This is a genomic window from Cupriavidus sp. H19C3 (assembly GCF_049393815.1).
Classification (GTDB): Bacteria; Pseudomonadota; Gammaproteobacteria; order Burkholderiales; family Burkholderiaceae; genus Cupriavidus.
Genome location: NZ_CP184986.1, coordinates 1,628,910 through 1,652,971, shown reverse-complemented (window position 1 = coordinate 1,652,971; position 24,062 = coordinate 1,628,910). Strand labels below are relative to the sequence as shown.

Annotated in this window: 21 protein-coding genes; 15 read left to right on the top strand and 6 right to left on the bottom strand. The window is 67.8% G+C overall.

The features are described from left to right. Positions 1–70: 70 nt before the first annotated feature. From DFLDMN_RS26975 to alaC, 8 genes are all read left to right on the top strand, one after another. The gene (locus tag DFLDMN_RS26975; protein WP_423198807.1) at positions 71–1,411 is read left to right on the top strand and encodes a tetratricopeptide repeat protein; all 1,341 of its coding nucleotides are present in this window, start codon (positions 71–73) and stop codon (positions 1,409–1,411) included. 29 nt (positions 1,412–1,440) lie between these two features. Then, positions 1,441–1,803, top strand: coding sequence for a DUF6152 family protein (locus tag DFLDMN_RS26970; protein ID WP_423198806.1), 363 nt, complete (start codon positions 1,441–1,443; stop codon positions 1,801–1,803). A 10-nt stretch (positions 1,804–1,813) separates the two neighbouring features. Beyond that, positions 1,814–2,326, top strand: a complete 513-nt coding sequence (locus tag DFLDMN_RS26965; RefSeq protein WP_423198805.1) for a DUF6644 family protein — start codon at positions 1,814–1,816, stop codon at positions 2,324–2,326. Between the two features lie 138 nt (positions 2,327–2,464). After that, the gene (locus DFLDMN_RS26960; protein ID WP_423198804.1) at positions 2,465–4,012 is read left to right on the top strand and encodes a methyl-accepting chemotaxis protein; all 1,548 of its coding nucleotides are present in this window, start codon (positions 2,465–2,467) and stop codon (positions 4,010–4,012) included. A 241-nt stretch (positions 4,013–4,253) separates the two neighbouring features. After that, positions 4,254–5,039, top strand: coding sequence for a PadR family transcriptional regulator (locus DFLDMN_RS26955; RefSeq protein ID WP_423198803.1), 786 nt, complete (start codon positions 4,254–4,256; stop codon positions 5,037–5,039). A 179-nt stretch (positions 5,040–5,218) separates the two neighbouring features. After that, complete coding sequence (locus DFLDMN_RS26950) at positions 5,219–6,031, top strand: siderophore-interacting protein (protein WP_423198802.1); 813 nt, start codon at positions 5,219–5,221, stop codon at positions 6,029–6,031. A 78-nt stretch (positions 6,032–6,109) separates the two neighbouring features. After that, positions 6,110–6,613 (top strand): hypothetical protein, encoded by a 504-nt coding sequence (locus DFLDMN_RS26945; protein WP_423198801.1) that lies wholly within the window; start codon positions 6,110–6,112, stop codon positions 6,611–6,613. A 142-nt stretch (positions 6,614–6,755) separates the two neighbouring features. Beyond that, the gene (alaC, locus tag DFLDMN_RS26940) at positions 6,756–8,000 is read left to right on the top strand and encodes an alanine transaminase (RefSeq protein ID WP_423198800.1); all 1,245 of its coding nucleotides are present in this window, start codon (positions 6,756–6,758) and stop codon (positions 7,998–8,000) included. A 112-nt stretch (positions 8,001–8,112) separates the two neighbouring features. On the opposite strand, the gene DFLDMN_RS26935 is transcribed toward alaC, so the two are convergent. The 4 genes from DFLDMN_RS26935 to DFLDMN_RS26920 form a co-directional block, all read right to left on the bottom strand. Beyond that, the gene (locus DFLDMN_RS26935) at positions 8,113–9,096 is read right to left on the bottom strand and encodes a collagen-like triple helix repeat-containing protein (protein ID WP_423198799.1); all 984 of its coding nucleotides are present in this window, start codon (positions 9,094–9,096) and stop codon (positions 8,113–8,115) included. A 402-nt stretch (positions 9,097–9,498) separates the two neighbouring features. Further along, positions 9,499–10,704 (bottom strand): GGDEF domain-containing protein, encoded by a 1,206-nt coding sequence (locus DFLDMN_RS26930; RefSeq protein WP_423198798.1) that lies wholly within the window; start codon positions 10,702–10,704, stop codon positions 9,499–9,501. A 317-nt stretch (positions 10,705–11,021) separates the two neighbouring features. Beyond that, positions 11,022–11,990 carry a Bug family tripartite tricarboxylate transporter substrate binding protein gene (locus tag DFLDMN_RS26925; protein WP_423198797.1) on the bottom strand — a complete coding sequence of 323 codons (969 nt, stop codon included), beginning with the start codon at positions 11,988–11,990 and terminating at the stop codon, positions 11,022–11,024. 157 nt (positions 11,991–12,147) lie between these two features. Then, the gene (locus DFLDMN_RS26920; protein ID WP_423198796.1) at positions 12,148–13,059 is read right to left on the bottom strand and encodes a LysR family transcriptional regulator; all 912 of its coding nucleotides are present in this window, start codon (positions 13,057–13,059) and stop codon (positions 12,148–12,150) included. Positions 13,060–13,265: 206 nt separating this feature from the next. On the opposite strand from DFLDMN_RS26920, the gene DFLDMN_RS26915 reads away from it, so the two are divergent. The 3 genes from DFLDMN_RS26915 (at position 13,266) to DFLDMN_RS26905 (ending at position 17,989) form a co-directional block, all read left to right on the top strand. Further along, on the top strand, positions 13,266–14,618 hold the full coding sequence (locus tag DFLDMN_RS26915; protein ID WP_423198795.1) for an MmgE/PrpD family protein: 1,353 nt from the start codon (positions 13,266–13,268) through the stop codon (positions 14,616–14,618). Positions 14,619–14,687: 69 nt separating this feature from the next. Further along, positions 14,688–16,805: an acetate--CoA ligase family protein gene (locus DFLDMN_RS26910; protein ID WP_423198794.1), complete on the top strand. Its 2,118-nt coding sequence runs from the start codon at positions 14,688–14,690 to the stop codon at positions 16,803–16,805. 17 nt (positions 16,806–16,822) lie between these two features. After that, entirely contained in the window at positions 16,823–17,989 is a 1,167-nt protein-coding gene (locus DFLDMN_RS26905) for an acyl-CoA dehydrogenase family protein (protein ID WP_423198793.1), read from the top strand. A gap of 9 nt (positions 17,990–17,998) precedes the next feature. Here DFLDMN_RS26905 and DFLDMN_RS26900 read toward each other — a convergent pair whose 3' ends face one another. Then, a complete protein-coding gene (locus tag DFLDMN_RS26900; RefSeq protein WP_423198792.1) occupies positions 17,999–18,889 on the bottom strand; it encodes a LysR family transcriptional regulator in 891 nt (296 codons plus the stop codon). 149 nt (positions 18,890–19,038) lie between these two features. Here DFLDMN_RS26900 and DFLDMN_RS26895 point away from each other — a divergent pair, with 149 nt between their 5' ends. From DFLDMN_RS26895 to DFLDMN_RS26880, 4 genes are all read left to right on the top strand, one after another. Then, positions 19,039–20,055 (top strand): tripartite tricarboxylate transporter substrate binding protein, encoded by a 1,017-nt coding sequence (locus tag DFLDMN_RS26895; RefSeq protein WP_423198791.1) that lies wholly within the window; start codon positions 19,039–19,041, stop codon positions 20,053–20,055. A 98-nt stretch (positions 20,056–20,153) separates the two neighbouring features. Further along, positions 20,154–20,882 carry a PIG-L deacetylase family protein gene (locus DFLDMN_RS26890; protein WP_423198790.1) on the top strand — a complete coding sequence of 243 codons (729 nt, stop codon included), beginning with the start codon at positions 20,154–20,156 and terminating at the stop codon, positions 20,880–20,882. Then, on the top strand, positions 20,879–21,592 hold the full coding sequence (locus tag DFLDMN_RS26885) for a 4-carboxy-4-hydroxy-2-oxoadipate aldolase/oxaloacetate decarboxylase (RefSeq protein ID WP_423198789.1): 714 nt from the start codon (positions 20,879–20,881) through the stop codon (positions 21,590–21,592). Before DFLDMN_RS26890 ends, DFLDMN_RS26885 begins: the two co-directional genes overlap by 4 nt. Positions 21,593–21,679: 87 nt before the next feature. Next, positions 21,680–22,621 carry a LysR family transcriptional regulator gene (locus tag DFLDMN_RS26880; RefSeq protein ID WP_423198788.1) on the top strand — a complete coding sequence of 314 codons (942 nt, stop codon included), beginning with the start codon at positions 21,680–21,682 and terminating at the stop codon, positions 22,619–22,621. Positions 22,622–22,792: 171 nt separating this feature from the next. On the opposite strand, the gene DFLDMN_RS26875 is transcribed toward DFLDMN_RS26880, so the two are convergent. Beyond that, a complete protein-coding gene (locus DFLDMN_RS26875) occupies positions 22,793–23,761 on the bottom strand; it encodes a dicarboxylate transporter/tellurite-resistance protein TehA (protein WP_423198787.1) in 969 nt (322 codons plus the stop codon). Between the last annotated feature and the right edge of the window lie 301 nt (positions 23,762–24,062).

Below are 24,062 nucleotides of genomic sequence, written 5' to 3'. Positions count from 1 at the left end.
GGTGCCGCTACCGGTTGCGCATGCGCGAGCGTTGACTACGATGAGGGGATATCGACAGACAGGGGACGCCATGGCACAGACCGATTTCAGGGGGCTGCGCGTGTCGCCCGCGAGCGCGCACGCGCTGGAGCGGTACGAGGCGGCGCTGGCGCTGCTGCACGGTTACTACGGCGACCCGCTGTCCGTGATCGATGGCGTGCTGATCGACGATCCGGACTTCGCCATGGGCCACGCGCTCCGCGCCGGACTGATGGTGACCTCGGGCGACGGTACCGCCGAGCCGATGCTGCGGCAGAGCGTGGAAGCCGGCGAAGCGCTCGGCACGCGGGCCAACGACCGCGAGCGTCGCCACTTTGCCGCCGCGCATGCCTGGCTCGACGGCCGCTTTGCGGACGCGGTTCGCGGCTACGGCGATATCGTCATCGACTATCCGCACGACATCCTCGCCATTCAGGTGGCCCATATCGGCGACTTCCTGCTGGGCCAGTCGAGCATGCTGCGCGATCGCCTGGCACAGGTCCTGCCGCACTGGAATGCCAGCCTGCCTGGCTACAGTTACCTGCTTGGCATGTACGCCTTTGGCCTGGAGGAAATGCAACGCTATGAAGAGGCCGAGGCGCGCGGGCGCGAGGCCGTCGAGCGCAATCCGCGCGATCCATGGGCGATCCATGCGGTGGCCCACGTGATGGAGATGCAGGGGCGCCTGGAGCGCGGCATCGACTGGCTTGCCAGCCGCGAGGACGACTGGGCCGAGGACAACATGCTGGCCGTGCACAACTGGTGGCACATGGCCTTGCTGTTGCTGGAGCAGGAGCAGTACGAGGCCGTGCTGGCGCTGTACGACAATCACGTCGCGCGCCCGGCGCCCGCCATCGCGCTCGATCTCGTCGACGCCTCCGCCCTGCTGTGGCGCCTTCACCTGCGTGGCGTCGATGTGGGCACGCGCTGGATCGACGTGGCCGAGGACTGGCAGGCGCGGGGTGCCGCCGGATATTACGCGTTCAACGATGTGCACGCGATCATGGCCTGCCTGGGGGCGGAGCGCATCGACGATGTGGCCGCGCTGCACGCCGCCATGCAGGGCGCCACCGCGGGACACGGCAGCAATGCCGCGATGACCCGCGAGGTCGGTCTGCCGGTCGCCGACGCGCTGATCGCGTTCTCGCGCGCCGACTATGGCGCTACCATCGAACTGCTGTTACCCGTGCGGCTGATTGCCCATCGCTTTGGCGGCAGCCATGCGCAACGGGATGTGTTGACGCTCACGCTGATCGAGGCCGCCTTGCGGGCGGGCCGGGCCAATCTGGCCGATGCGTTGCTGGCCGAGCGCGCCGCGCTCAAGCCGATGAATCCATGCCTGGAAACGATGTTGAGACGCGCCCGCGCGCTACGCGTGCAAGGGGATGCGTAACCGGTTTTTTACCGTCAGGGAGACGATGCATGCGCCAGATACCTCGCCGTTTGCTGTCATTCGTGCCGTTACTGGTGGCCTTTGCCGGTGCACCGGTCATGGCCCACCATGGCTGGTCCACCTACGACGAGACCCGTCCGCTCACGGTCACGGGCAAGGTGGTGGAGAGCCGTTACGAGAATCCGCACGCGTCGATCCGCGTGGAGGCCGACGGCAAGCGCTGGCTTGCCATCCTCGCGCCGATCTCGCGCATGGAAGCGCGCGGCGCCAGTGCCGAGAAGGTTGCCGTGGGCCGCCAGGTGACGCTGGTCGGCTATGCCAGCAAGGAGAAGCCCGACGAAATGCGGGTCGAGCGCATTACGCTCGACGGCAAGACGGTCGAACTGCGCTGACGGTGGTGGCGTGGAGCGGCTGATCCAGGGTGGAGAGCAGCTAGGCGCGCAGATCGCGGGTTTGCCGTTCTCCGCCATGTTGCGCGCTTCCGCGTGGGCCTACCCGGCCATCGAAATCGTGCACCTTGCCGGCATGGCCCTGCTGTTCGGCTCGATCGTGGTGGTCGACCTGCGCCTGGCGGGAATGGGGCGGCAATTGCCGGTCACCGTGCTGCTCCGCCATGCGTTGCCGCTCTCGCTGATCGGCTTTGGCGCGATTGCGGTCAGCGGTGTGCTGCTGTTCATGGCCCATGCGGACGAGCTGATCGTCAATCGCGCCTTCCTGGCCAAGGTGGTGCTGGTGGGACTGGGTCTGGCCAATGCCGCGTGGTTCCATCTGGGGCCGTATCGTCGGTTGCGCCAGGCGGGAGGCGCCTGGGAGACCGGGCGGGCGCCGCCGGCCGGGGCACGCGCGTGCGCGCTCGGGTCACTGACGATCTGGGTGCTGGTGATCTGTGCCGGCCGTCTGATCGCGTATATGTAGACCCTGCTCGGGCGCGCGTTGTCAACCCGATCTGCACAGAGTTTGATGTAACGCAAATGAAGTGCACGGGACCCTCAAGGTTCGTATCGATGCGTCGTTAAGCCGGTACCGATTGATCGATGCGACACCAGTCATTCCATGCAAAACATAAGTATCCGGCACGGCCTGCTTGCCACCCTGGCAATTTTTGCTCTCATGCTGATCCTCGGCGCCGCGCTTGGCGTCCTTGAGTTACGTGAGTCGAGCGCATCGGCGGAGCGCGTTCACGTGGTGGCGTCCCGGGCGCTGCTGCTCAACGATGCCTACAAGGACATGACGCGCGCACGCGCGGCGCTGACGCGCGCCTACAGCGCGGCCAAGGAAGGCGGCAGCGTGAATGCCGATGCCATCGCCAGTGCGCAGAAGTCGATGGGCAAGTCGAAGGAGGAGCTCGAGGCGTTTGCGCAGGCGCCGCTGCCGGCGGGGCAGGATGGCGCCATGCGGGAGGACATCCTTGCCGCTGGCCAGGCGCATATGGCGGCCGTGCAGCAAGCGCTTGAGGCACTGCGCAATAACGACCCCACCGCCTACGCGGCGCTCAACGACAAGGACGTGACATCGTCCGGCGCCCGCTATTCCCAGGGCGTGGAGCGCTTCCAGCAGATGGCGGCGCGCCAGAACGACGACGAACTGGCGCGGGGCCGCTCGCGCTACAACCGCGTGATCGTGCTGGTGGCGATCGGGCTGACCATGTCCGGCCTGCTGATCGTGGCGGTGCATCTGGCCTTGCGCAGGCTCGTGGTGGCGCCGCTGACCGAAGCCTCGCACCTGATCATGCGCGTGGCCGAGGGCGATCTGACCATGCCGGTACCGCAGGGGGGCAGCAATGAAATCGGGCAGGTCCTCGACGCGCTGGCACGCATGCAGGAAGGCCTGACCGACACCGTGCGCAAGGTGCGCGCGAGCTCCGACGCCGTGACCATCGGCGCGCGCGAGATCGCGGCCGGCAATACGGACCTGTCGTCGCGCACCGAACAGCAGTCGTCGGCGCTGGAGCAGACCGCCGCCAGCATGGAGCAGTTGACGTCCACCGTCAGCAACAACGCGGACAGCGCGTCGCGCGCAAGCGACCTCGCCAGCAGCGCGGCCGCACTGGCCACGCGCGGTGGCGAAGTGGTGCGGGGCGTGGTGCATACGATGAGCGAGATCAACGCGAGTTCGCAGAAGATCGTCGACATCATTGCCGTGATCGACGGCATTGCCTTCCAGACCAACATCCTGGCGCTCAACGCCGCGGTGGAAGCGGCGCGCGCGGGCGAGCAGGGGCGCGGCTTTGCCGTGGTGGCGGGCGAAGTGCGCGCACTGGCGCAGCGCAGTGCCAGCGCGGCCAAGGAGATCAAGACGCTGATCGACTCGTCCGTGAGCCGGGTCGATGCGGGCAGCGTGCAGGTGGAGCAGGCCGGCAGCACCATTGGCGAGATCGTGTCCGAAGTGCGCCGCCTGGCGGATCTGGTCAACGAGATCTCGGCGGCGTCGGGCGAGCAATCGTCCGGTATCAGCCAGGTCAGCGAGGCCGTGTCGCAGATGGAGCAGGTCAACCAGCAGAATGCCGCGTTGGTGGAACAGGCGGCCGCGGCGGCGGGCTCGCTGGAGTCGCAGGCGAACCAGTTGTCCGACGCGGTCATGGTGTTCAAGCTGGCGGCCTGAGCGGTCCTTCTGTCATGCCCTTGCCGCGGGACCGCCCGGTCGCGCGGTGTGCCGGCCCTCTCTCCGCCGGCTCTCTCCGGTCCTCTTTTTTCCGCCCCCTTTACCGCAGGCGCTGTTGTCGCATGCGGTAAAGGGGGCTTGTCATTTTCTGCCCGCGAGAAGTTTTCCTTGACCTGGTTCGCCACGATGTATATCGTAAGATATGTTTTAAGACACGTCTTACGATATATCTGGAGGCTTTATGCGTCATACACATCCCTTGCACGGGCATCCCCATGCGCATCCGCACGACCCCCACCATGGTCACACGCATGGCCCCAATCATGGCGCCAATCATGGCGCCCACGGCCACCACGCCCATCCGCACCTCCATCATCCGCATCATCGCCACTCCCACCGGCTGGCCCTGTTTCGCTTCCTGTTTGGCCGCCATGGCGGCTTCTGGGGCGGGGGCGAGGGCGGTCGCGGCGACTGGGGTGGTGGCCAGGACCACGACGGCTTTGGCGGCGACGATGACGGCTGGCGGCGCGGCCGCAAGTTCAGCGCCGAGGATTTGCAGCTGCTGCTGCTCTCGTTGCTCGAAGAAAAGCCATCGCATGGCTATGAACTGATCAAGGCGCTCGAGACGCGCACCAACGGCTTCTACAAGCCGAGCCCCGGCGTGGTCTATCCCGCGCTGACCTTTCTGGAAGACCTCGGCTACGCCACGGTCGATGCCGAAGGCAACAAGAAGCGGTACCAGCTCTCCGACCCGGGCCGCGCATACCTCGAAGCCAATCGCGAGCGGGTGACGCTGATGGTCGGCCGGCTGCGCCATGTCGCGCGCAAGATGGACTGGATGCGGCGCGCCATGAGTGGCGCGCCGCAGCGCGATCCGGAGGACGGCGGCTGGCTGCCCGAGTTTGTCGAGGCGCGCATGCGGCTCAAGCGCGCGCTGACGCTGGCGACCGACGCGGCGCCGGACGAGCAGCGGCGCATTGCCGCGATTCTGGCCGGCGCCGCCGAAGCCATCGAGAACAAGGGCTGACGCGCTGGCCGCGCTGCCGTCCGCCGTATTGTGGGCGGGGCGTGGCCCCAGCGTGGCCGAAGCGTGGCCGAAGCGTGGCCACGCGGCGGTGCCGTGGGCGCGCCCGATCGTCCGGCCATGGAGTCATTGCGCCATCGAGCATGGCGCCATGGCGCAACCGAATCGTTGAAGGAAACCTGATGCAAACCAGGCGTGACCTGACCGTCCAACGCGTCCGGCATCCGCTGCGCATGCGGCTGCTGCAAGTCAAGCGCGTCCGCAAGATTGCGTCGCAGTTGCTGCGCGTGACGCTGGGCGGTCCCGACCTGGCCGACTTTGTCTCGGCCTCGTTCGATGACCATATCAAGGTGTTTTTCCCGGCCCCGGGGCAGGACCGGCCGGTGCTGCCGCAGGTCGGCCCGGACGGCGTGGTGTTCCCGGAGGGGGTGCCGCGTCCGCAGGCGCGCGACTATACGCCGCGACGATATGACCCGGTGGCCCAGGAGCTCGACATCGAGTTCGTGCTGCATGGCGACGGCCCCGCGTCCACGTGGGCGGCGCAGGCGCAAGTCGGCCAGATGCTCGGCGTGGGCGGACCGCGCGGCTCGTTTGTGATTCCGCGCGAATTCGACTGGCACCTGCTGATCGGCGATGACACCGCGCTGCCCGCCATCGGGCGCCGACTCGAGGAGCTGGGTCCCGATGCGCACGTCATGGTGGTGCTCGAAGTCGCCGATGCCAGCGCGCGCGCGCCGCTCGTCACCGGGCCGCGCGGCGAGGTGCATTGGCTGCATCGCGAGGATCGCGCCGCAGGCACCATGCTGCTGCCGGCGCTGCGCTGGCTGAGCCTGCCACCGGGTGACGGGTATGTCTGGGCCGCCGGCGAGGGCGCGGCCATGCGCGAGATCCGCCAGTACCTGGTGCAGGAGCGCGGCATCGACAAGACCCGGATCCGTGCGTCGGCGTACTGGAAGCGGGGCAGTGCCGCCGTGCACGAGACGCTCGACGATTGATGTTTGTCACACCAGGTCTCGGTGCAACGCGGCGGGCGTGCGACTACACTGGGTACACCATCATCCTCGGGAGTCGCCATGCCGCAGCCGCGTCCGGATTGCGCCAGCCTCGCCACCGCCGCCACCGCCGCCACCACTATCGCCTCGGCCCTGGCCGGCGCTGTCAGGGGCGCCCTTGTTGCGCCGCCCTTCATCAGGGCACCCGTCATGGCGCCATTCACGATGGCGCTGGCGGTGGCCGTGCCACTGGCCGGCTGCGCGCCCGACTCGGTGCGCAACTTCGAGGCCAAGGGCTTCAATCACTACGTCGACAAGGTTCAGAACGTCTGTGCGGACACCACGCTCGGCACGCACAACGTTGGCGAGTGGCTGCGCACGGGCAGCGACGACAGCGATGACCAGTACGTGTACTGGCTCGATCAGACCTCGCGGCTGTACTACCAGCGCATCAGCGTGCCCGAGTACCGCGCATCCATCGCGGGTGCGATGGGCGGTGACAAGACCAATGCCGATGCGCTCGACTGCATCGTGCGGCAATTGCCCGCGGACCGACCGTACCGGCCCACCGGCAGCCTGCTATGAGAGCGGGCATGCGTTCGCGCGAGCGAATGCCAAATAGGGTTGTGCGATTGCGCCGCGCTGCGTAATATCGGTTCCCGGTGGCCAGGACAATGGCCACCGACGTCGCTCGGACGGTTCCGGGCGCTTACGTAAAGGACCTCCCATGACTGCCGCTTCCTCCGGCAAGCGCCGCTTTGCGCGCATCGATCGTCTTCCCCCCTACGTTTTCAATATCACCGCCGAGCTCAAGATGGCCGCCCGCCGCCGTGGCGAGGACATCATCGACATGAGCATGGGCAATCCGGACGGCCCCACGCCACCGCATATCGTTGCCAAGCTGATCGACGCCGCGCAACGGCCCGATACGCACGGGTACTCCGCGTCGAAGGGCATTCCCCGGCTGCGTCGGGCCATCTCGCACTGGTATCGCGACCGTTATGGCGTGGAGATCGATCCGGATACTGAAGCCATTGCGACCATCGGGTCCAAGGAAGGTCTGGCGCACCTGATGCTGGCCACGCTCGATCGCGGCGATACGGTGCTGGTGCCGGACCCGAGCTATCCGATTCATATCTATGGGGCGGTGATCGCCGGCGCCGATATCCGTTCGGTGCCGCTGACCACGGACATCGATTTCTTCGCGGAGCTCGAGCGCGCGATCCGCGGCAGCTATCCCAAGCCCAAGATGATCGTGCTTGGCTTTCCGTCGAATCCGACGGCGGCCTGCGTGGAACTCGATTTCTTCGAGCGCGTGATCGCGCTGGCGCGCAAGCACGATATCTTTGTCGTGCACGACCTCGCGTATGCGGACATCGTGTTCGATGGCTGGAAGGCGCCGTCGATCATGCAGGTACCGGGGGCCAAGGATATTGCGGTGGAATTCTTCACGCTGTCCAAGAGCTACAACATGGCGGGCTGGCGCATCGGCTTCATGGTGGGCAATCCGGATCTGGTGGCGGCGCTCACGCGCATCAAGAGCTATCACGACTACGGCACCTTCACGCCGCTGCAGGTGGCCGCGATCAGCGCGCTGGAGGGCGACCAGTCCTGCGTGAAGGAAATCGCCGCGCAGTATCAGTCGCGGCGCGATGTGCTGGCGCGGGGGTTGATCGAGGCGGGTTGGCCCGTGGATATTCCGAAGGCGTCGATGTATATCTGGGCGCGGATTCCGGAGCCGTATCGGGCGCTGGGGTCACTGGAATTCGCCAAGCAGTTGCTGGCCAAGGCCAAGGTCTCGGTATCCCCCGGCATCGGGTTTGGCGATTACGGCGACGAGTACGTACGCTTTGCGCTGATCGAGAACGAATCGCGCATCCGCCAGGCCGTGCGCGGCATCAAGTCGATGTTTCGGGCCGACGGCCTGATCGGTGCGGCGGCGGTGACGTCAGCGCCGCCGCCCGCGGCCTGAGGTGCGCGGTATGACCTTCGCCTGCGCCTGTCGCCGGCCGCATTGACGCCAGGCGGGAAGGGGGCATCTCGCGCGTGGCGCCGTGCCACGACACGGCGCCACGCGCTGAACGCTATCGCGCCGCGGCGCTCGAAGGCGCGCCGAGTCCGCCCAGCAGACTGGTCACCGGTGCCAGCAAGCTGGCGGCGGCGTTGCCCGTTCCTCCGTTGCTGCCGCCACCGGTCAGTCCACCGGTCAGCCCACCGGTCAGTCCACCCGCCAGGCCGGCCACGGCGTTCGTCGCCGGCGCCAGGGGACTGGTGCCGCCGCCCGGCGTGGCGCCGCCGGCGAGTCCACTCAACAGGCCGGTGACGGGGGCCAGCGGGTTGCCGACGGGCGTGCTGCCTGCCGGCGTCACCGCACCGCCGAGCGCGGTCACCGCGGTACCTGCCGTCTGCACGATGCCGCCCAGCGGCGACACCACGGGCGCCTGGGTCTGCGTCAGTGCGCCGCCGGTCGTGTTGACGACGCCGCCGACGGTGGTCAACAGATTGTCGATGACCGGTGCCGTGCCGGTGGCGCCGCCAAGGGTCTGGGTCGCGGTGCCGAGCGTGGCGGTCAGCGGCACGATGGCGGTATTGGCGGTGGTCAGGACCTGATTGACGGGATCGGCGGCGAGTTGCGGCGTCAGGCCGCCGACCAGGTCGCCGGTCTGGCTCACCACGGCGCCTACCGGCGCGGTCACCCCCGCGAGCGGGCCGCTGCCCAGGGTGCTGACGGTGCTGCCCACGGTGCTGACCGCACTCCCTACCTGCTTGAGTACCGTCGGACCATCCGCGCCGGCAGGCCCCTGTGTCCCGGGAGTGCCATCGGCTCCGGCGGGGCCGGTTGCGCCCGTTGCGCCGGTCGGCCCGGTAGCACCCGCCGTTCCGGTCGCGCCTGTTGAGCCGGTTGCGCCCGTCGCGCCAGTGCCGCCGGTCGTGCCCGTTGCGCCGGTTGTCCCCGTGGGGCCGGCGGCGCCTTCGGGGCCCATCGGCCCGGTATGGTGGTGGGAGCAGCCGCCCATCAGAAGCAGGCCACCCACGGCCAGCCCAACCAAGTATGGTGATTTGCGCACGATGACCTCTCCAGTAGTGTTGATGTTGTGCTGTGCGAAGGCTTGCAACGCAACGGGCATGCCCGCGGGGCGCGCGGTGGATGGTCTGGCAGCGCGTGGGTGTCGTGCGTGCGGGCAGGGCGGCCGGGCGGAGCTGGCCACGGGTGCGAAAGCCGCGCCGCGCCTGGCCTGGCGGGCAGCGGGTCGTGCTTGAAGCGGGTGTTCGACACCGTCCGTGCGCAGGTGCCGTGCCCAGGGTCGTGGTGTTACATCGTTACGGCGGGTCGTTACGCGGGCCGTTACGTGAACCGTTACGTGAACCGTTACCCCGGGGGCATTACGCGGGGTAACGCGCGCCAGCGCATCCGGCGCATCCCGGCGCATGTTGCGCCCACGATCGTCACTTGTGCCGCGTGCGCGGACTCAGACCAGCGATGCCGGGCGCGTGGGATCGGCGCTGGCGGGACCGCGCGCGTCGTGCGGCAGGTCGCTCTGGCCGACCATGCGATTGCGGCCGGACAGCTTGGCGTGATACAGCGCGGCATCGGCCCGCGCGGACAGTTGCGCGAGCGATTCGCCGCGGCGCCAGGTGGCCACGCCACCGCTGATCGTGTAATGCACGGTGCCGAACATGGTCTCGACCGCGTTCGCTTCCGCCCGTGCGCGAATGCGCTCCGCCACATGGCGCGCCTCGCCTTCGCCCGTGGCCGGCAGCAGGATGACGAATTCCTCGCCGCCGAGCCGGGCAATGCGATCGGTGGCGCGAATTTCCTCGGCCGCCACGCGCGCGAATTCACGCAGCACCGCATCGCCGGCAGCGTGGCCCCAGGTATCGTTGACGGATTTGAAGCGGTCGATATCGACAATCACCAGCGCCGGGCTCGGCCCGCCACGCACCGCGCGCGCGAGTTCGCGCGCGGCCTCGTCCTCGTACACCTTGCGCGACGCCACGCCCGTCAGTGCATCGGTATTGGCGATGGCCTCGAGCCGGCGCACCAGGCGGTCGTGGATCATCAGCACCGACCCCATCGAGAGCGCCGGCATGACCAGCGCACCGAGCGTCAGGAACACGATATTGAGACCCGGCGAGGCCAGGCTGTCGCCGAGCATCGCCAGCGCCGCCGCAATCCCGCGCACGGTGTGGCCAAGGGCAAAGCCCAGCGCGAAGGTGGCGGTGGTCAGGAAGTGGCTGGCGGGACGATCCACCGGGCGGCGCCGGATCAGCGTGATGCCCACCCCCGCGCACAGGAACGCGTGAAATACCGAGACCAGCATCACGCGCGCATCGAAGGCATCCACGCCATAGCGCAGGATCACGATGCCCACGCCCAACGCCCCGCACGCGGCCACGAGCCGGCGCCACGGGGGCGTGCCTCCGCAGAAGCGCACCGTGCCCGCATAGAACACGCAGAGTGCCCAGGCGAGCGCGGTATTGGCGACCACGATCGACAGCACATCGGACACCACGCCGCGCAGCGCGAACAGCGCCAGCGCGAACGTGACGATGAGGTTGGCGTGGCACCAGTCGCGCACGCCCGGCAGCCCGCAGCGCCGCAATGACCAGATGATGGCCAGCATCATGGCACTGAGCGCTGCGGTAATCACCAGCAGGGCGAGCGAGGCCGACATCGGCGGTACATCCTTGTGGAAACACGGGGAAGGCGCGCGGCGGGTCCGGTGACGCGCGCTGGTGAGCGGCCGCGTGCGCCCAGGCATGCAGGCCGGCTTCCCGAGGGCTAAAGCCGTCATGATACGCGGCCCGAACGGGCCGGCGTCGGAATGCAGTCAAAAGGCGACGGAAGTCGCGCCGGAAATCACAACGCCCCGCTCCGCCAGCGAGGCGGGAGCGGGGCGCGAAAGGCCGGGCCCACTGCGCGAAAATTACGGCATACCGCGCAATTGGCAGGATCGGCGGCACCGCCGCGCGCGGTGCCAGCCGCGATGCATCAGTCGATGCGCGCGCCGGAGCTCACTACCACGGGCTTCCAGCGCTGGTTCTCGCTCATCACGAACTTGCCGAAGCCCTCCGGCGACAGCCGCATCGCGTCGGCACCCTGCTGGGCGAGCTTGCTCCTGATTTCCTTCTTGGCCAGCGCGTCGACCACGGCCTTGTTGAGTCGGGCAACCACGTCCTTGGGCGTACCCTTCGGCGCAAACAGGCCGAACCACGCGCCGGTCACCACGCCGGGCAGACCCGCCTCGGCCATGGTGGGCAGCTCGGGCAGGGTCTCGTTGCGCTTGTCAGCCGCCACGGCGAGCGCGCGCAGGTTGCCGCTGCGGATATGCGAGATCACCGACGGCAGCGTGGCGAACATGAACTGCACGCGGCCGGCGAGCAGGTCGTTGAGCGCGTCGGCGCCCTTGTACGGCACGTGCGTGGTCTTCACGCCCGCGCGCTCGTTGAACAGCACGCCCGACAGGTGGGCGGCGGTGCCGACCCCGGTGGAGCTGAAATTGAGCGTGTTCGGATGCGCCTTCGCATAGGCGATCAGGTCCTTGACGTTCTTCACCGGCAGGTTCGGATTGACCACCAGCACGTTGGGCACGTCGGCCAGCGGCGCCACCGGCGTGAGTTCCGTCAGGGGATTGACCTTGAGCTTGCTGTAGAGGGTCGGGTTGATGGCGATCGGGCCGACCGAAGTGGCCAGCAGCGTGTAGCCATCGGGCTCGGTGCGGCTGACGATCTCGGTGCCGATATTGCCGCCGGCGCCGGGGCGGTTCTCGACCACCACGCTCTGGCCCAGCGTCTGCGACATTTCGGCGGCCACCTCACGCGCGAGGATGTCGGTGGTGCCGCCGGCCGTGAATGCCACCACCATGCGGATCGGTTTGGTCGGGAAGGATTGCGCCAAGGTGCTCGTTGCGGCGCAGCAAAGCAGCGCGCCTGCGGCGGCGCGCCAAAGGATGTGTTTCATGACTGTCTCCGGTGTTCTTGATCTCGTCGTGCCGCCTGCCGATGCCCGGCAAATGGATACACGCGTCAAGGCCATGTTAGAAACTTCGCCGGACCCAGCTATGAAAAAAGAGAAACGCACCCTTCATCCGTGGCGGACGCGGAAATGCGGGTATTCCCTAGCGCGGCTGCTGGAAATGCTTCTCCATGGCGGCGCAGCGGCTCAGGTGGTCGAGCAGCCGGGCGGTCCCGGCCGGCAGCGACTCCTTGTCCCGTACGCAGACGTGGAATTCGCGCACGGCCCATTCGTCGGTCAGCGTCAGCAGCGAGAGGCCCATCATCGACAGATAGTTCTTGGCAATGCCCTCCGGCACCACCGCAATGCCCAGGCCTTCGCGCACCATGCGGCAGCGCGCCTCGAAGTTCGATACCTGGGTCTTGATATTGAGCGGCCGCGAGATCGTGCCGGAGACCAGCGTCAGGAACGCATCGAAGGTGTGGCGCGGAAAATAGCCGAGGAAGTCGTAGTCGAGCGCTTCCTCCAGCCGCAGCGATCCCTTGGCTTCGAGCGGATGTCCGCGCGGCACCACCAGGCCCACGCGGTCCTTGCGATAGGGCAGTGAATACACGCCGGGGCTCTGGCTGCGCGCGTGGTAGATGCCGATATCGGCGTCGCCGTTGGACACCATGCGCGGGATATCGAAGCTGAACGCTTCCATCAGGTCGATACGCGCCTCCGGCACCTGCTTGAGGAAGCCGCTGATATCGGTGGGCAGGAACTGCAGCACCGTGGAGCGGTTGGATGCCAGGCGGATCTTGGCGATGCCGTCGGTGGAATAGGTGGCGAGTGCATCCTGGGCCAGTTGGACGCTGCGCACGATGGCCTTGGCGCGCTGGTAGAGCATGGCGCCGGCCGGGGTCGGCTCCACGCCACGGCCGTGGCGGCGCAGCAGCGCGGTGCCCGCGCGCCGTTCGAGTTCGGCAATGCGCTTGCTGGCGGCGGAGGTCACCAGGTTCTCGCGCTCGGCGGCGCGCGACAGGCTTTTCTCCTCGACCGCGGCGATCAGGATCGAGAGCGACGGAATATCCATGGCAGGGTGGCTTCAGGCAACAGACGTGGCGGACGGCATGAAGTATGCACCTCCCGGCGAGCCTGGCGGAATCCCCGCGGAGTTTCGGGAGCTTTCTCCAAAAGTCAAAGCTGCGCGGCGTGCGCTCCCTACCATGGGAACCATTCCCGCATGCCGACGGGCGCTCGCTCATACCAAGACGCCCGCATTCCAGAGGAGCACAACTCATGATCGTCGAAGATTTTGCCGCCTATGTCGGCCGCGAAGCGTCGTCACGCCTGCCGGACGAAGCCCTGCATCATGCCCGCCGTGCCGTGATCGACTGGTTCTCCGCGTTGCTCGCGGGCATCCCGCTGGCGCCGGGCCAGCAGCTCGTGGCCGCGCACCGCGCGGAACTCGGGGTGGGCAAGTCCACCGTGATCGGCCATGCCACGCATGCGTTTCCGGGCATGGCGGCGTGGATCAACGGCAGCGCCTCGCATGCGGCCGAGTTCGACGATATCTTCCGCGATGCCGTGTATCACCCCGGCTGCCCGACCATTGCCGCCGCGCTGGCGCTGGCGGAACAGGTGGATGCCAGCGGCATCGATTTCCTGCGCGCGGTGATCGCCGGCTACGAGGTGTCCACGCGGATCGGCGCCGCCATCCAGCCCGCACACTATCGCTTCTTCCATACCACCGGGACGGTCGGCTGCTTTGGCGCCGCCGCCGCGGGCGCGCTGCTGGTGGCGCCCGGCGATGCGCGCGTTGCCGCCGATGCGCTGGCCACCGCCGCGACCTTTGCCTCGGGCCTGCAGCAGGCCTTCCGCTCGGACGCGATGACCAAGGCGCTGCATGCCGGGCACGCCGCGCAGGTGGGAGTGCAGGCCGCGCAGGCCGCCGCCAGCGGCGTCAATGGCGTGCATGACATCCTGGAAGGCGATGCCGGGTTTGGCGCCGCGCTGTGCGGCAAGCCCGACTGGAGCGGTGTGACCGACGGACTTGGCACGAACTACAACATCACGCGCATCACGCAGAAAAATCACGGTTGCTGCGGCCATACGTTCGCGGCCATCGACGCTGCCCAGCAACTGGTGCGCGATCACCAGCTCGATCCCGCGCGCATCGCGGCCGTGCGTGTGGCCACGTATCAGGTAGCGCTCGATGTCACCGGCAACTTCAAGCCGACCACCGCGTTCGAAGCCCGCTTCAGCCTGCCCTATGTGGTGGCGCATGGCATTCTGCGCGGCGCGGTGCGGCTCGATGCCTTCCTGCCGGAGCGCATGGCGGACCAGGAGATTCGCCAGCTGATGAGCAAGGTTTCGCTTACCGCCGACCCGGAGCTGACCGCCGCATTCCCGCGCCAGCGCGCCGCGCGCGTGGAGATCGAGATGACGGACGGCGCGCGTCACGCGTACTTCGCCCCGTATCGCAAGGGCGATCCGGAGTCGCCGCTCGACGACGCCACGCTCGCCGACAAGTTCATGGAGCTGGGCGCGCCGGTGCTCGGTGCCGGCCCGGCCGCGCGCCTGCTCGACGCGCTGTGGCAACTGGACGAACGCCCGGTACGCGCGCTCGGGCTGGACGCGCTGAAGGCGTGACGCGGACCACTGCTCCCGATCCGATATCGACTGCCGCGCGCAGCTTCTTCCCTGTTTCCTGATTTCGCCATGACTACCCTCACCCGCGGCGCCGCGCTTGCCAAGGCGCTTTTTACGCCGGAGCGCGTCGCGCTCGTCGGTGCCTCCGCCGACGAATCGAAGAACACCGCCCGCCCACTGCGCTTTATGCGCAAGCATGGCTATACCGGCCAGGTATTTCCCATCAACGCTGGCCGCGCCGAAGTGATGGGCCTGCAGGCCTATCCGCGCGTGGCGGACCTGCCCACGACCATCGATCACGCCTTCGTCATGGTGCCCGGTCGCCAGGTGGGCGAGGTACTCGAACAATGCGCGGCCCGTGGCGCGCGCGTGATGACGGTGTTCTCCGACGGCTTTGCCGAACTCGGTGGCGACGGCATCGCCGCGCAGGAGGCGCTGGCCGCGCGAGCCCGTGAACTGGGCGTGCGCCTGCTCGGGCCCAACAGCATCGGCGTGGTGGATGTCCATAGCGGCGCGATCCTGTCGGTCAATGCGGTGCTCGAAATGGACGACCTGCGCGCGGGCGGCATCAGCGTGGTCTCGCAGAGCGGCTCGATGCTGGGCGCGTTGCTGTCGCGCGGCGCCGCGCGCGGCCTTGGCTTTGCCAAGCTGGTCTCCGTCGGCAACGAAAGCGATGTCGGCGTGGGCGAGCTGGTCGACCTGCTCGTCGACGATGCCGCCACCGAAGTCATCCTGCTATTCCTGGAAACCATTCGCGACGCCGCCGTGCTGGGCCCGGCGCTGCGCCGCGCCCGTGCCGCCGGCAAGCCGGTGCTGGCCTACAAGCTGGGCCGCTCCGCGCAGGGCGAGGCGCTGGCGCAATCGCATACCGGCGCGCTGGCCGGCAACGATGCGGCGGTGGACGCGTTCCTGCGCAAGCATGGGGCCATGCGCGTGGAGTTGCTGGAGACGCTGTTCGAAGCCGCGCCGCTCGCCCATCGCTATGCGGCGACCGTGCCCGCGCTCAAGCGCAATCCGCGCATCGCGGTGGTGACGACAACCGGCGGTGGCGCGGCCACCGTGGTGGATCGGCTCGGCCTGGCCGATGTCGATGCAGTGGCGCCACCCGATGCGTTTGTCGCGCATATGGCGGACCGCGGCGTCAAGATTCGCCAGACCCCGATCATCGACCTGACGCTGGCCGCGACCAGCGCGCAATATCAGGACCTCGTGGAACAGATGCTGCAGAGCGACTGGTGCGATGCGGTGCTGTGCGTGGCGGGTTCTTCGGCGCAGTTCCATCCGCAACTGGCGGTGCGCCCGATCGTCGAAGCCGCGGCCGTCTCCAGCCGCAGCGGTAAGCCGCTGCTGGCATTCCTGGCTCCCGAGGCCACGCAATCGCTGGCGTTGCTGCAGGCGGCTGGCGTGCCGGCGTTCCGCACCCCGGAAAGCTGTGCCGACGGCCTGGCTTGCCTGTTCCGCGCGGCCCGCACGCGCGACGATGCGATTGCCACGCCGGCCGCCGTGACGTGGCCGGACGACCTGCCGGTGCACGGCAATCTGTCGGAATTCGAGGCAGCCCGCGTCTTTGCGCGCGTGGGCGTGCCGATTGCGCCAATGGCCCTGGTGGGTGCGTCGTCGCTGGCCCACGCCGTGCCGTATCCGGTGGTGGCCAAGGTGTGCTCGCGCGACATCCTGCACAAGACCGAGATCGGCGGCGTGCAGGTGGGCGTGCGCGATAACGCCGAGCTGGAAAGCGCGGCCGATCGGCTGCTGGCCAATGCACAAGTGGCGGTGCCGGACGCGCGCATCGACGGCATTCTCGTGCAGCGCATGGAAAGCTGCCTGCTGGAACTGATGCTCGGTTACCGCAACGATCCGCTGGTAGGGCCGATCGTGATGCTGAGCGCGGGCGGCGTGACCGCCGAGCTTCATCGCGACGTGAGCCTGCGGCCGGCCCCGGTCACGCTGGCGGAAGCGCGCGACATGATCGGCGAGGTGCGCTCCACCCAGCTGATCCGCGGCTTTCGCGGCTTGCCGCGCGGCGATGTCGACGCGCTCGCCAGCACCATCGTCGCGTTCTCGAATCTCTCGGCCGTGCGGGGCGCGGAGATTCTCGATGCGGAAGTGAATCCCCTGTTCGTGCGCGCCGAGGGCGTGGTCGGTGTCGACTGCGTGATCCGGCTGGCCACGGCAGACCACTCATGAATGACCCGGAGACTTCGATGAACTTCAACCTTACCCAGGAACAACGCGAATTCCAGGACGCCGTCAGCCGCTTTGCCGAGAAGGAGCTGCGGCCCGGCGCCCGGCAGCGCGCGCATATCGACGAATATCCGTGGGACGTGGCAAGGAAGATGGCCGCTCAGGGGTTGCTGGGCATTACCATCGCCGAGGCCGATGGCGGCCAGGGCGGCACGCTGATGGACGCCATCATCGCCATCCAGGCCGTGGCGGCTGCGTGCCCGCGCAGCGCCGACGTGATCCAGGCCGGCAATTTCGGCGCGATCCGCGTGCTGGCCGAGTATGGCTCGCCCGCGCAGAAGGCCCGGTGGCTGACTCCTTTGCTGAAGGGGGAGGCCCTGATCTCGGTCGGCATGACCGAGCCGGAAGCGGGATCCGCGGTGACGGAGCTGAAGACCAGCGCCACGCCGGACGGTGACGGCTTTCGCATCAACGGCACCAAGATTTTTACCACCCATGGTCCGCACGCCGACGTGATTCTCGCCTATGTGCGCTTTGGCCCGGGTGTGGGCGGCATCGGCTCGGTGCTGATCGATACCAAGGCGCCGGGCGTGCGCATCGGCCAGCGTTCCCGCTTCATGTCGGGCGAGGAGTGGGCGCAGATCTACTTCGAGGATGTCTACGTCGCGGCGGAGGATGTGCTGCTGGGCGAGGGCGGCTTCAAGAAGCAGATTGCGGGCTTCAATGTGGAACGCATGGGCAACACCGCGCGTTCCCTCGCGCTGGGCCGCTATGCGTATGAGGTGGCACGCCAGTGGGCGCTGCAGCGCAAGCAGTTCGGGCGCCTGCTGTGCGAATTCCAGGGGCTGCAGTGGAAGTTTGCCGATATGAAGATGAAGCTCGATGCCGGCCAGCTGCTGCTGTACCGTGCCGCGGCCAATGCCGATGGCGGCATTCCGTCGGCGGAGGAGACCGCGATCGCCAAGGCGTTCTGCAACCAGGCGGGCTTCGAGATCGCCAATGAAGCGCTGCAGATCATGGGTGGCATGGGCTACAGCCAGGAGGAACTGGTCGAATATTGCCAGCGCCGCTGCCGTGGCTGGATGATCGCGGGCGGCTCGATCGAGATCCTGAAGAACCGCATCGCGGAGTCGATCTTCGAGCGGACGTTCTCGCAGCGCCCCGAGAAGGGTGAGAAGGCGAAATAAGCGCGCCGCTCAGAAGAAACCGGCAAACCGTTCCATGATCGGCGACATGGCGCCCGCGCGGTGCGCCATCAGCACGCGGCTTCCCGCATCGGGGCCTGCCACCGGCAGGTACGCCACACCGGGAATGCCCGTGCGCGCGTAGATCTGCGGCAACACCGACACCCCCGCGCCACTGGCCACCAGGCCGATGATGGTGGTCGCCTCGCGTGCCTCCTGCACCGTCCTGGGCGCGAAGCCCGCGCGATTGCACAGCGTGGTCACGTGGTCGAACAGGCCGCAGCCGAGCCCGCGCGGAAACAGCAGGAACGGCTCGCCCGACAACTCGCCGATCTCCACTGGCCGTTCGTCATCGCCTGCGGTGGCCAGCGGATGCCAGCGCGGCACCACGACCACCAGCCGGTCGGCCAGCACCTCGCGCACGGCGATCGTCGCGGGCGGGCGGAACTGCGGTGAAGGGCGCAGAAAGCCGATATCGATCTCGCCGTGCTCGAGCTGTTGCAACTGCTGTCCGGTGGACATGTGCACGAGCTCCAGCATGGCGTTGCGATGGGTCTCGCGAAAACGCTGGAACGCGCGCGGGAACGGGTCGTGCATCGGCACCGATGCGGTAAAGGCGACGCGAATCTCGCCGGCCTCGCCGCTGGCGACCTGCTTCACCACCTCGCGCGCCTGGTCCAGGTTGGCCAGCGCGGCGCGGGCCTTGTCGAGGAACAGGGTGCCGGCCGGGGTGAGCGCCACCTTGTGCCGTGTGCGTTCGAGCAACGGACTGCCGAGTTCGTCCTCGAGTGCCTTGATCTGGATGGAAAGCGGGGGCTGGCTGACATGCAGCTTGCGGGCGGCCTCGCTGAAGCTCAATGCTTCAGCCACGGCGACGAAGTAGCGCAGTTGGCGGAAATCCATGACGGGAGCGGTCTGGCAGGCAGTCTGGCGGCCGGTTTGCGGGATGGTTATAGCGAATCGAAATAACCATGGGGTTCAAAACATATTAGACACTATCACGGTGCGTGCCGAGAATGTGCAAACAAGCACAACAACGGGGCACTCACAACATGTACAGCCGTATCCGCGCATTCCATTTCCAATCCCGGACCCGCCTGCTGGCGAGCCTGATCGGTAGCCTGGCAGCGGCCACGCTGGCGTTCGCCGGCGCTGGTGCGCAGGCGGCCGACGCCTATCCCAATCATCCGATCCGCCTGATCGTGCCGTACGCGGCGGGCGGCGCGGTAGACATCGTGGCCCGCTCGGTCGGCCACAAGATGAGCGAACTGCTGAAGCAGCCGATCATCGTCGACAACCGGCCCGGTGCCAGCACCAATATCGGCATGGACATGGCTGCCAAGGCGCCCGCCGATGGCTATACCATCCTGATGGCATCGAACAGCCTGGCCACCAACAGCGCGCTGTTCAGCAAGCTGCCGTTCAATCCGGCCACCGATTTTGCGCCGGTGGCGCGCATTGGCGAGGCGTCGCTCGTGGTGGTGGTGCCGGCAAAATCGAATATCAAGTCGCTCAAGGACCTGATCGCACAGGCCAAGGCGCAGCCGGGCAAGCTCAGCTATGCGTCGGCCGGCAACGGCAGCTCCGGTCATCTGGCCGGCGAGCAGTTCAAGGAGGCGGCCGGCATCGACGTGCTGCACGTGCCTTACAAGGGTGGCGCGCCGGCAATCACCGATCTGCTGGGTGAACGCATCACGTTCATGCCGATCAACCCGCTCGAAGTCATTACGCATATCAAGGCCGGTACGCTGCGGCCGCTGGCGGTAGCGAGCGCCCGGCGCGCGGCGCAGTTGCCGAACGTGCCGACCTCGCACGAGGAGGGCCTGCCCAGCTTCAACGCGTCGGTCTGGTGGGGCCTGGTGGCGCCGGCCAGGACGCCGGCCCCGATCGTCAAGCAACTCAACACGGCCGCCAATGCCGCGCTCGCCGACGCCGAAGTGCGCAAGCAGCTCGAGCAGCTGGGCGTGACCATCGTCAGCGGCACGCCGGAGGCGTTCGGCCAGTTCGTGCGCAGCGAAACCACAACCTGGAACGGCGTGATCCGCAAGGCGGGCATTACCGCCGACTGATGGCATTGCCGCCGATGGCATAGCCTTACCGCCCGCCGATACGGGCGTCGATCGTCATCGGCCACCCTTTCGACCTTTTTCGTTGTTCCGTACCCAGCATGTCCGAGATCCAAGCCAAGCCTTCCATCCTTGTCGTCAGTGCCCATGCGGCCGACTTTGTCTGGCGCGCCGGCGGCGCCATCGCGCTGTATGCCGAGCGCGGCTACCACGTTCGCATCGTCTGCCTGTCGTTTGGCGAACGCGGCGAATCCGCCAAGATGTGGCGCCAGCCGGGCATGACGATGGATCGCGTCAAGGCCGCGCGCCGCGAGGAAGCGGAGCGTGCCGCCGACATCCTCGGCGGCACGCTTGAATGCTTCGACCTTGGCGACTACCCGCTGCGGGTACCCGACCAGGCGCTGCTGCGGCTGGCCGATCTCTACCGGGAACTGCGGCCGGAGGTGGTGCTGAGCCATTCGCGCGAGGACATCTACAACTTCGACCACCCGCTCGCCACGCATGTCGCGCAGGAAGCGCGCGTCATCGCGCAGGCGCACGGCTACAAGCCCGAGGTGCCGGTGATCGGCGCGCCGCCGGTGTTCCTGTTCGAACCGCATCAGCCCGAGCAGTGCAACTGGAAGCCCGATGTGCTGCTCGATATCTCGCCGGTATGGGAGAAGAAGCAGCGCGCCTTCACCACCATGGCCGCGCAGGAGCACCTGTGGGAGTACTACACGCGCGTGGCCCTGCAGCGCGGCGCGCAGGCCACGCGCAATTCCGACCGCAAGATTACCTATGGCGAAGGGTATGCGCGGGTGTTTCCGCAAGTGAGCGAGGTACTGGCATGAAGACCATTGCGTACCGCAATATCCTGCGCGCCGAGGCGCGCGACATCGATGCCCTCGGCACGCTGGGCGTGGCCACCGTGCATGAGGCCCAGCGCCGCACCGGCCTGATGAAGCCGTACCTGCGGCCGATCCAGTCGGACGCGGCCATTGCCGGCAGCGCCGTGACCGCGCTGATGCATCCGGGCGACAACTGGATGATCCACGTCGCGGTGGAGATGATCCAGCCCGGCGATGTCCTGGTGGTCGCCATGACCAGCGATTGCACCGATGGCCTGTTCGGCGACCTGCTTGCCACGTCGCTGAAGGCGCGCGGCGCGCGCGGCCTGATCATCGATGGTGGCGTGCGCGACGTCACCACGCTGAACCGCATGGGCTTTCCGGTGTGGTCGCGCGCGATCTCGGCGCAGGGCGCGGTGAAGGAAACCGTTGGCGCCGTCAATGTGCCGGTGATTTGCGCGGGCGCGCAGGTCCGCCCCGGCGATGTGATCGTCGCGGACGACGACGGCGTGGTGGTGGTGGCGCGTCCGCGCGCGGGCGAGGTGGCACGGAAGGCCGCCGAACGTGAGGCGCTGGAGGCGGGCAAGCGCGAGAAGCTGGCATCCGGTGTACTCGGCGTGGACATGTACAACATGCGCGCGCCGCTGGCGGAGAAGGGCCTGGTGTATCTCGACCAGACCGTGGACTGGTACAGCGGCGCCGACGAAGCCTGATCGCGCCGCGCGACATCTGGTATAAGCATCCCCATCACTGCAATCCATCCCCGCCGGCGCTGACGGGGATGGCGCCTGGGGAGCCCGATGGAATTGCGCCAGCTTCTGTATTTCGTCCGCGTCGTCGAGCTCGGCAGCATGAGCCGGGCGGCACTCGAGCTCGACATGGTCCAGTCGGCCGTCAGCCAGCAGATCAGCCGGCTCGAGAGCGAGCTGTCGACGCGCCTGTTGCGGCGTACGCCGCATGGCGTCACGCCGACCGAGGCGGGCCTGGCCTTTTTCCACGAAGCGCAGCTGACCTTGCGCCATGCCGAACAGGCCAAGCGCGCCGCCCATCAGGCGCGCCTGTCCGGGACCGTCAGCGTCGGGCTGGCGCCGACCACCGCTTCGGTGATCGGCGTGCCGCTGATGCGCGCCATGCGCGAGCGCTATCCGGACGTGCGGCTGCATATGGTGGAAAGCCTGTCCGGCCACCTCACGGCCATGCTCAACGCGCGCCAGCTCGACCTCGCCGTGCTGTTCGATACCAACACCGCCCGGCGCTGGACCGTCATGCCGCTGCTGGAGGAGACCCTGTTCCTGATCCAGTCGCGCGCGGCGTTGCCGCAGGGCAAGGCCGATCCGCCGACGCATCTGTCGATCGTCGATCTGGCCGAGATTCCGCTGATCATGCCGACCGGCCTGCACGGGCTGCGCAGCACGCTCGATGCCGCGTTCACGCGCGCCAAGGTGGCGCCGCGCGTGGTGCAGGAGGTCGATTCGCTGGCGATGCTGATGGATGCGGTGGACATGGGCTTCGGCGCGACGCTGCAGCCCTGGGCCGCGGTGGGGCGGTATCCCGATGCCGAGAAGCGCTTCCATCTGGCGCAGGTGGACGACCCCAAGGTCGGACGCCAGAACCTGCTCTGCTCGCTCTCCGACGACGAACTTTCTCCGGCCGCACTGGCACTGCGCGTGGTCCTGGCCGACACCGCGCGCGGCCTGGTCCGCTCCGGCGGCTGGCGCGGCGCCCGCCTGCTCGACAGTTAGCCCCCGGCATCCATTTTCAGACTCCTCTCATATCTTCTTCGTTCTCCGCACGGCACCATTGCCGCCAACCATCACGCATCGGGATCGCCAGGATTTCGAGAACAGAAGATGTCGCTAATCAGATTCTCCTACTCGTCCGCCACCGACATCTGTACCAGCAGCGCCGAATGGTCAAGGTTCGCCTCCCGACCTTATCGACCCTACCGAACCTGTTGCCGCGCCGGCGGGTCTGGACCACTGGAGCAGCGTTCGCACGCCCAGCCAGCCGATGACCACGTTGGCGGCGATAAAGACCGGTAGGGCCAGCAGATGGGCGGCTGCATTGCTGGTTTGCGCAAGGCGCGCGGCGCAGATGGCGGCGCAGCCGATGCCGAAGCTGTACGCCCACGCGAAGCGGGCGTCGAAGCGCGTGGCGCCGAGCCACGTGGCCATGCGCAAGCCCAGTAGCAGCTGGAACAGGCCGTAGCCCCACAGCAGCGGCAGCCACGGCTGGTCGCCGTGCGGGGCCAGGGCGATGCACGCGGCGCTGCAGACCATGGGCGGGGCGAACTGGATGCCAAGCTGCGCGCGTTGCGCGGGTGGCAACCCGCCAGGCTCCCACAGCCGCCGGACCACCAGCGACTCGAGCGATAACCAGGAGAAGACGCCCGCGCCGAGGAAGAGCCAGCCGAAGTCCGGCTGGCCGAGCATGCCCAGCGTGGCACCGCTGGTGAAGTTGCCGGCCACGGTCGGCAGGTAGAGCGCCGGGGTGGCGTCGTGCGCGGGATGGCCGCCGCGCCAGAGGCGGCCAGTGTGCCAGAGCGCGAAGGCGAGCTGCCAGGCGATGCCGACCGTGCCGACCGTCCAGGCTGCCACCTGGCTGTACGGCAGTACGGCCGGGACCACGAGCATGGTGGCGATGGGTGGCAACGCGTGACCGCCATCCTGCAGCGTGCGGGGCAGCGATGCCTCGTCGTGGTGACGCCATTGCAGCAGATACGGCAGGATCAGCGCGGCCCATACGATGCCCGCAGCGGTGACCAGGGTCTCGCCCACCCAGATGGGCGCATGCCATGTCTCTACCGCGATGCGCCACGCGCGACCAAGCGCGGACAGGCCAAGAACGATGCCGAAGGCGGAAGGGGGCAGGGTGGCAAGCATGGGGGGAAGTCTTTGGCAGGCGATCCGATGACATCGTAAGGCCTTTGGCGACCCTGCACGCGAGTCGCGCGCAATTCCCTTAGCGCCGGGTGGAGCGGGATTTGCCGCGGTTTGCCACGGTTTTGGTAGCCAGTTGCCCGCCATTCCGTTTCGTGTGCGGCCGCCACCGGGCCTGGGCAGGCGGCGCTCGCCACCAGCGAATCTCCGACGCGGGAAGCCTTCGCGGTGGGGACGGACGATCCGGTATCACGAATCGTGATACCCCCATCCCGGGCAGGGGATTAGCAGGCCGTAACCGGCC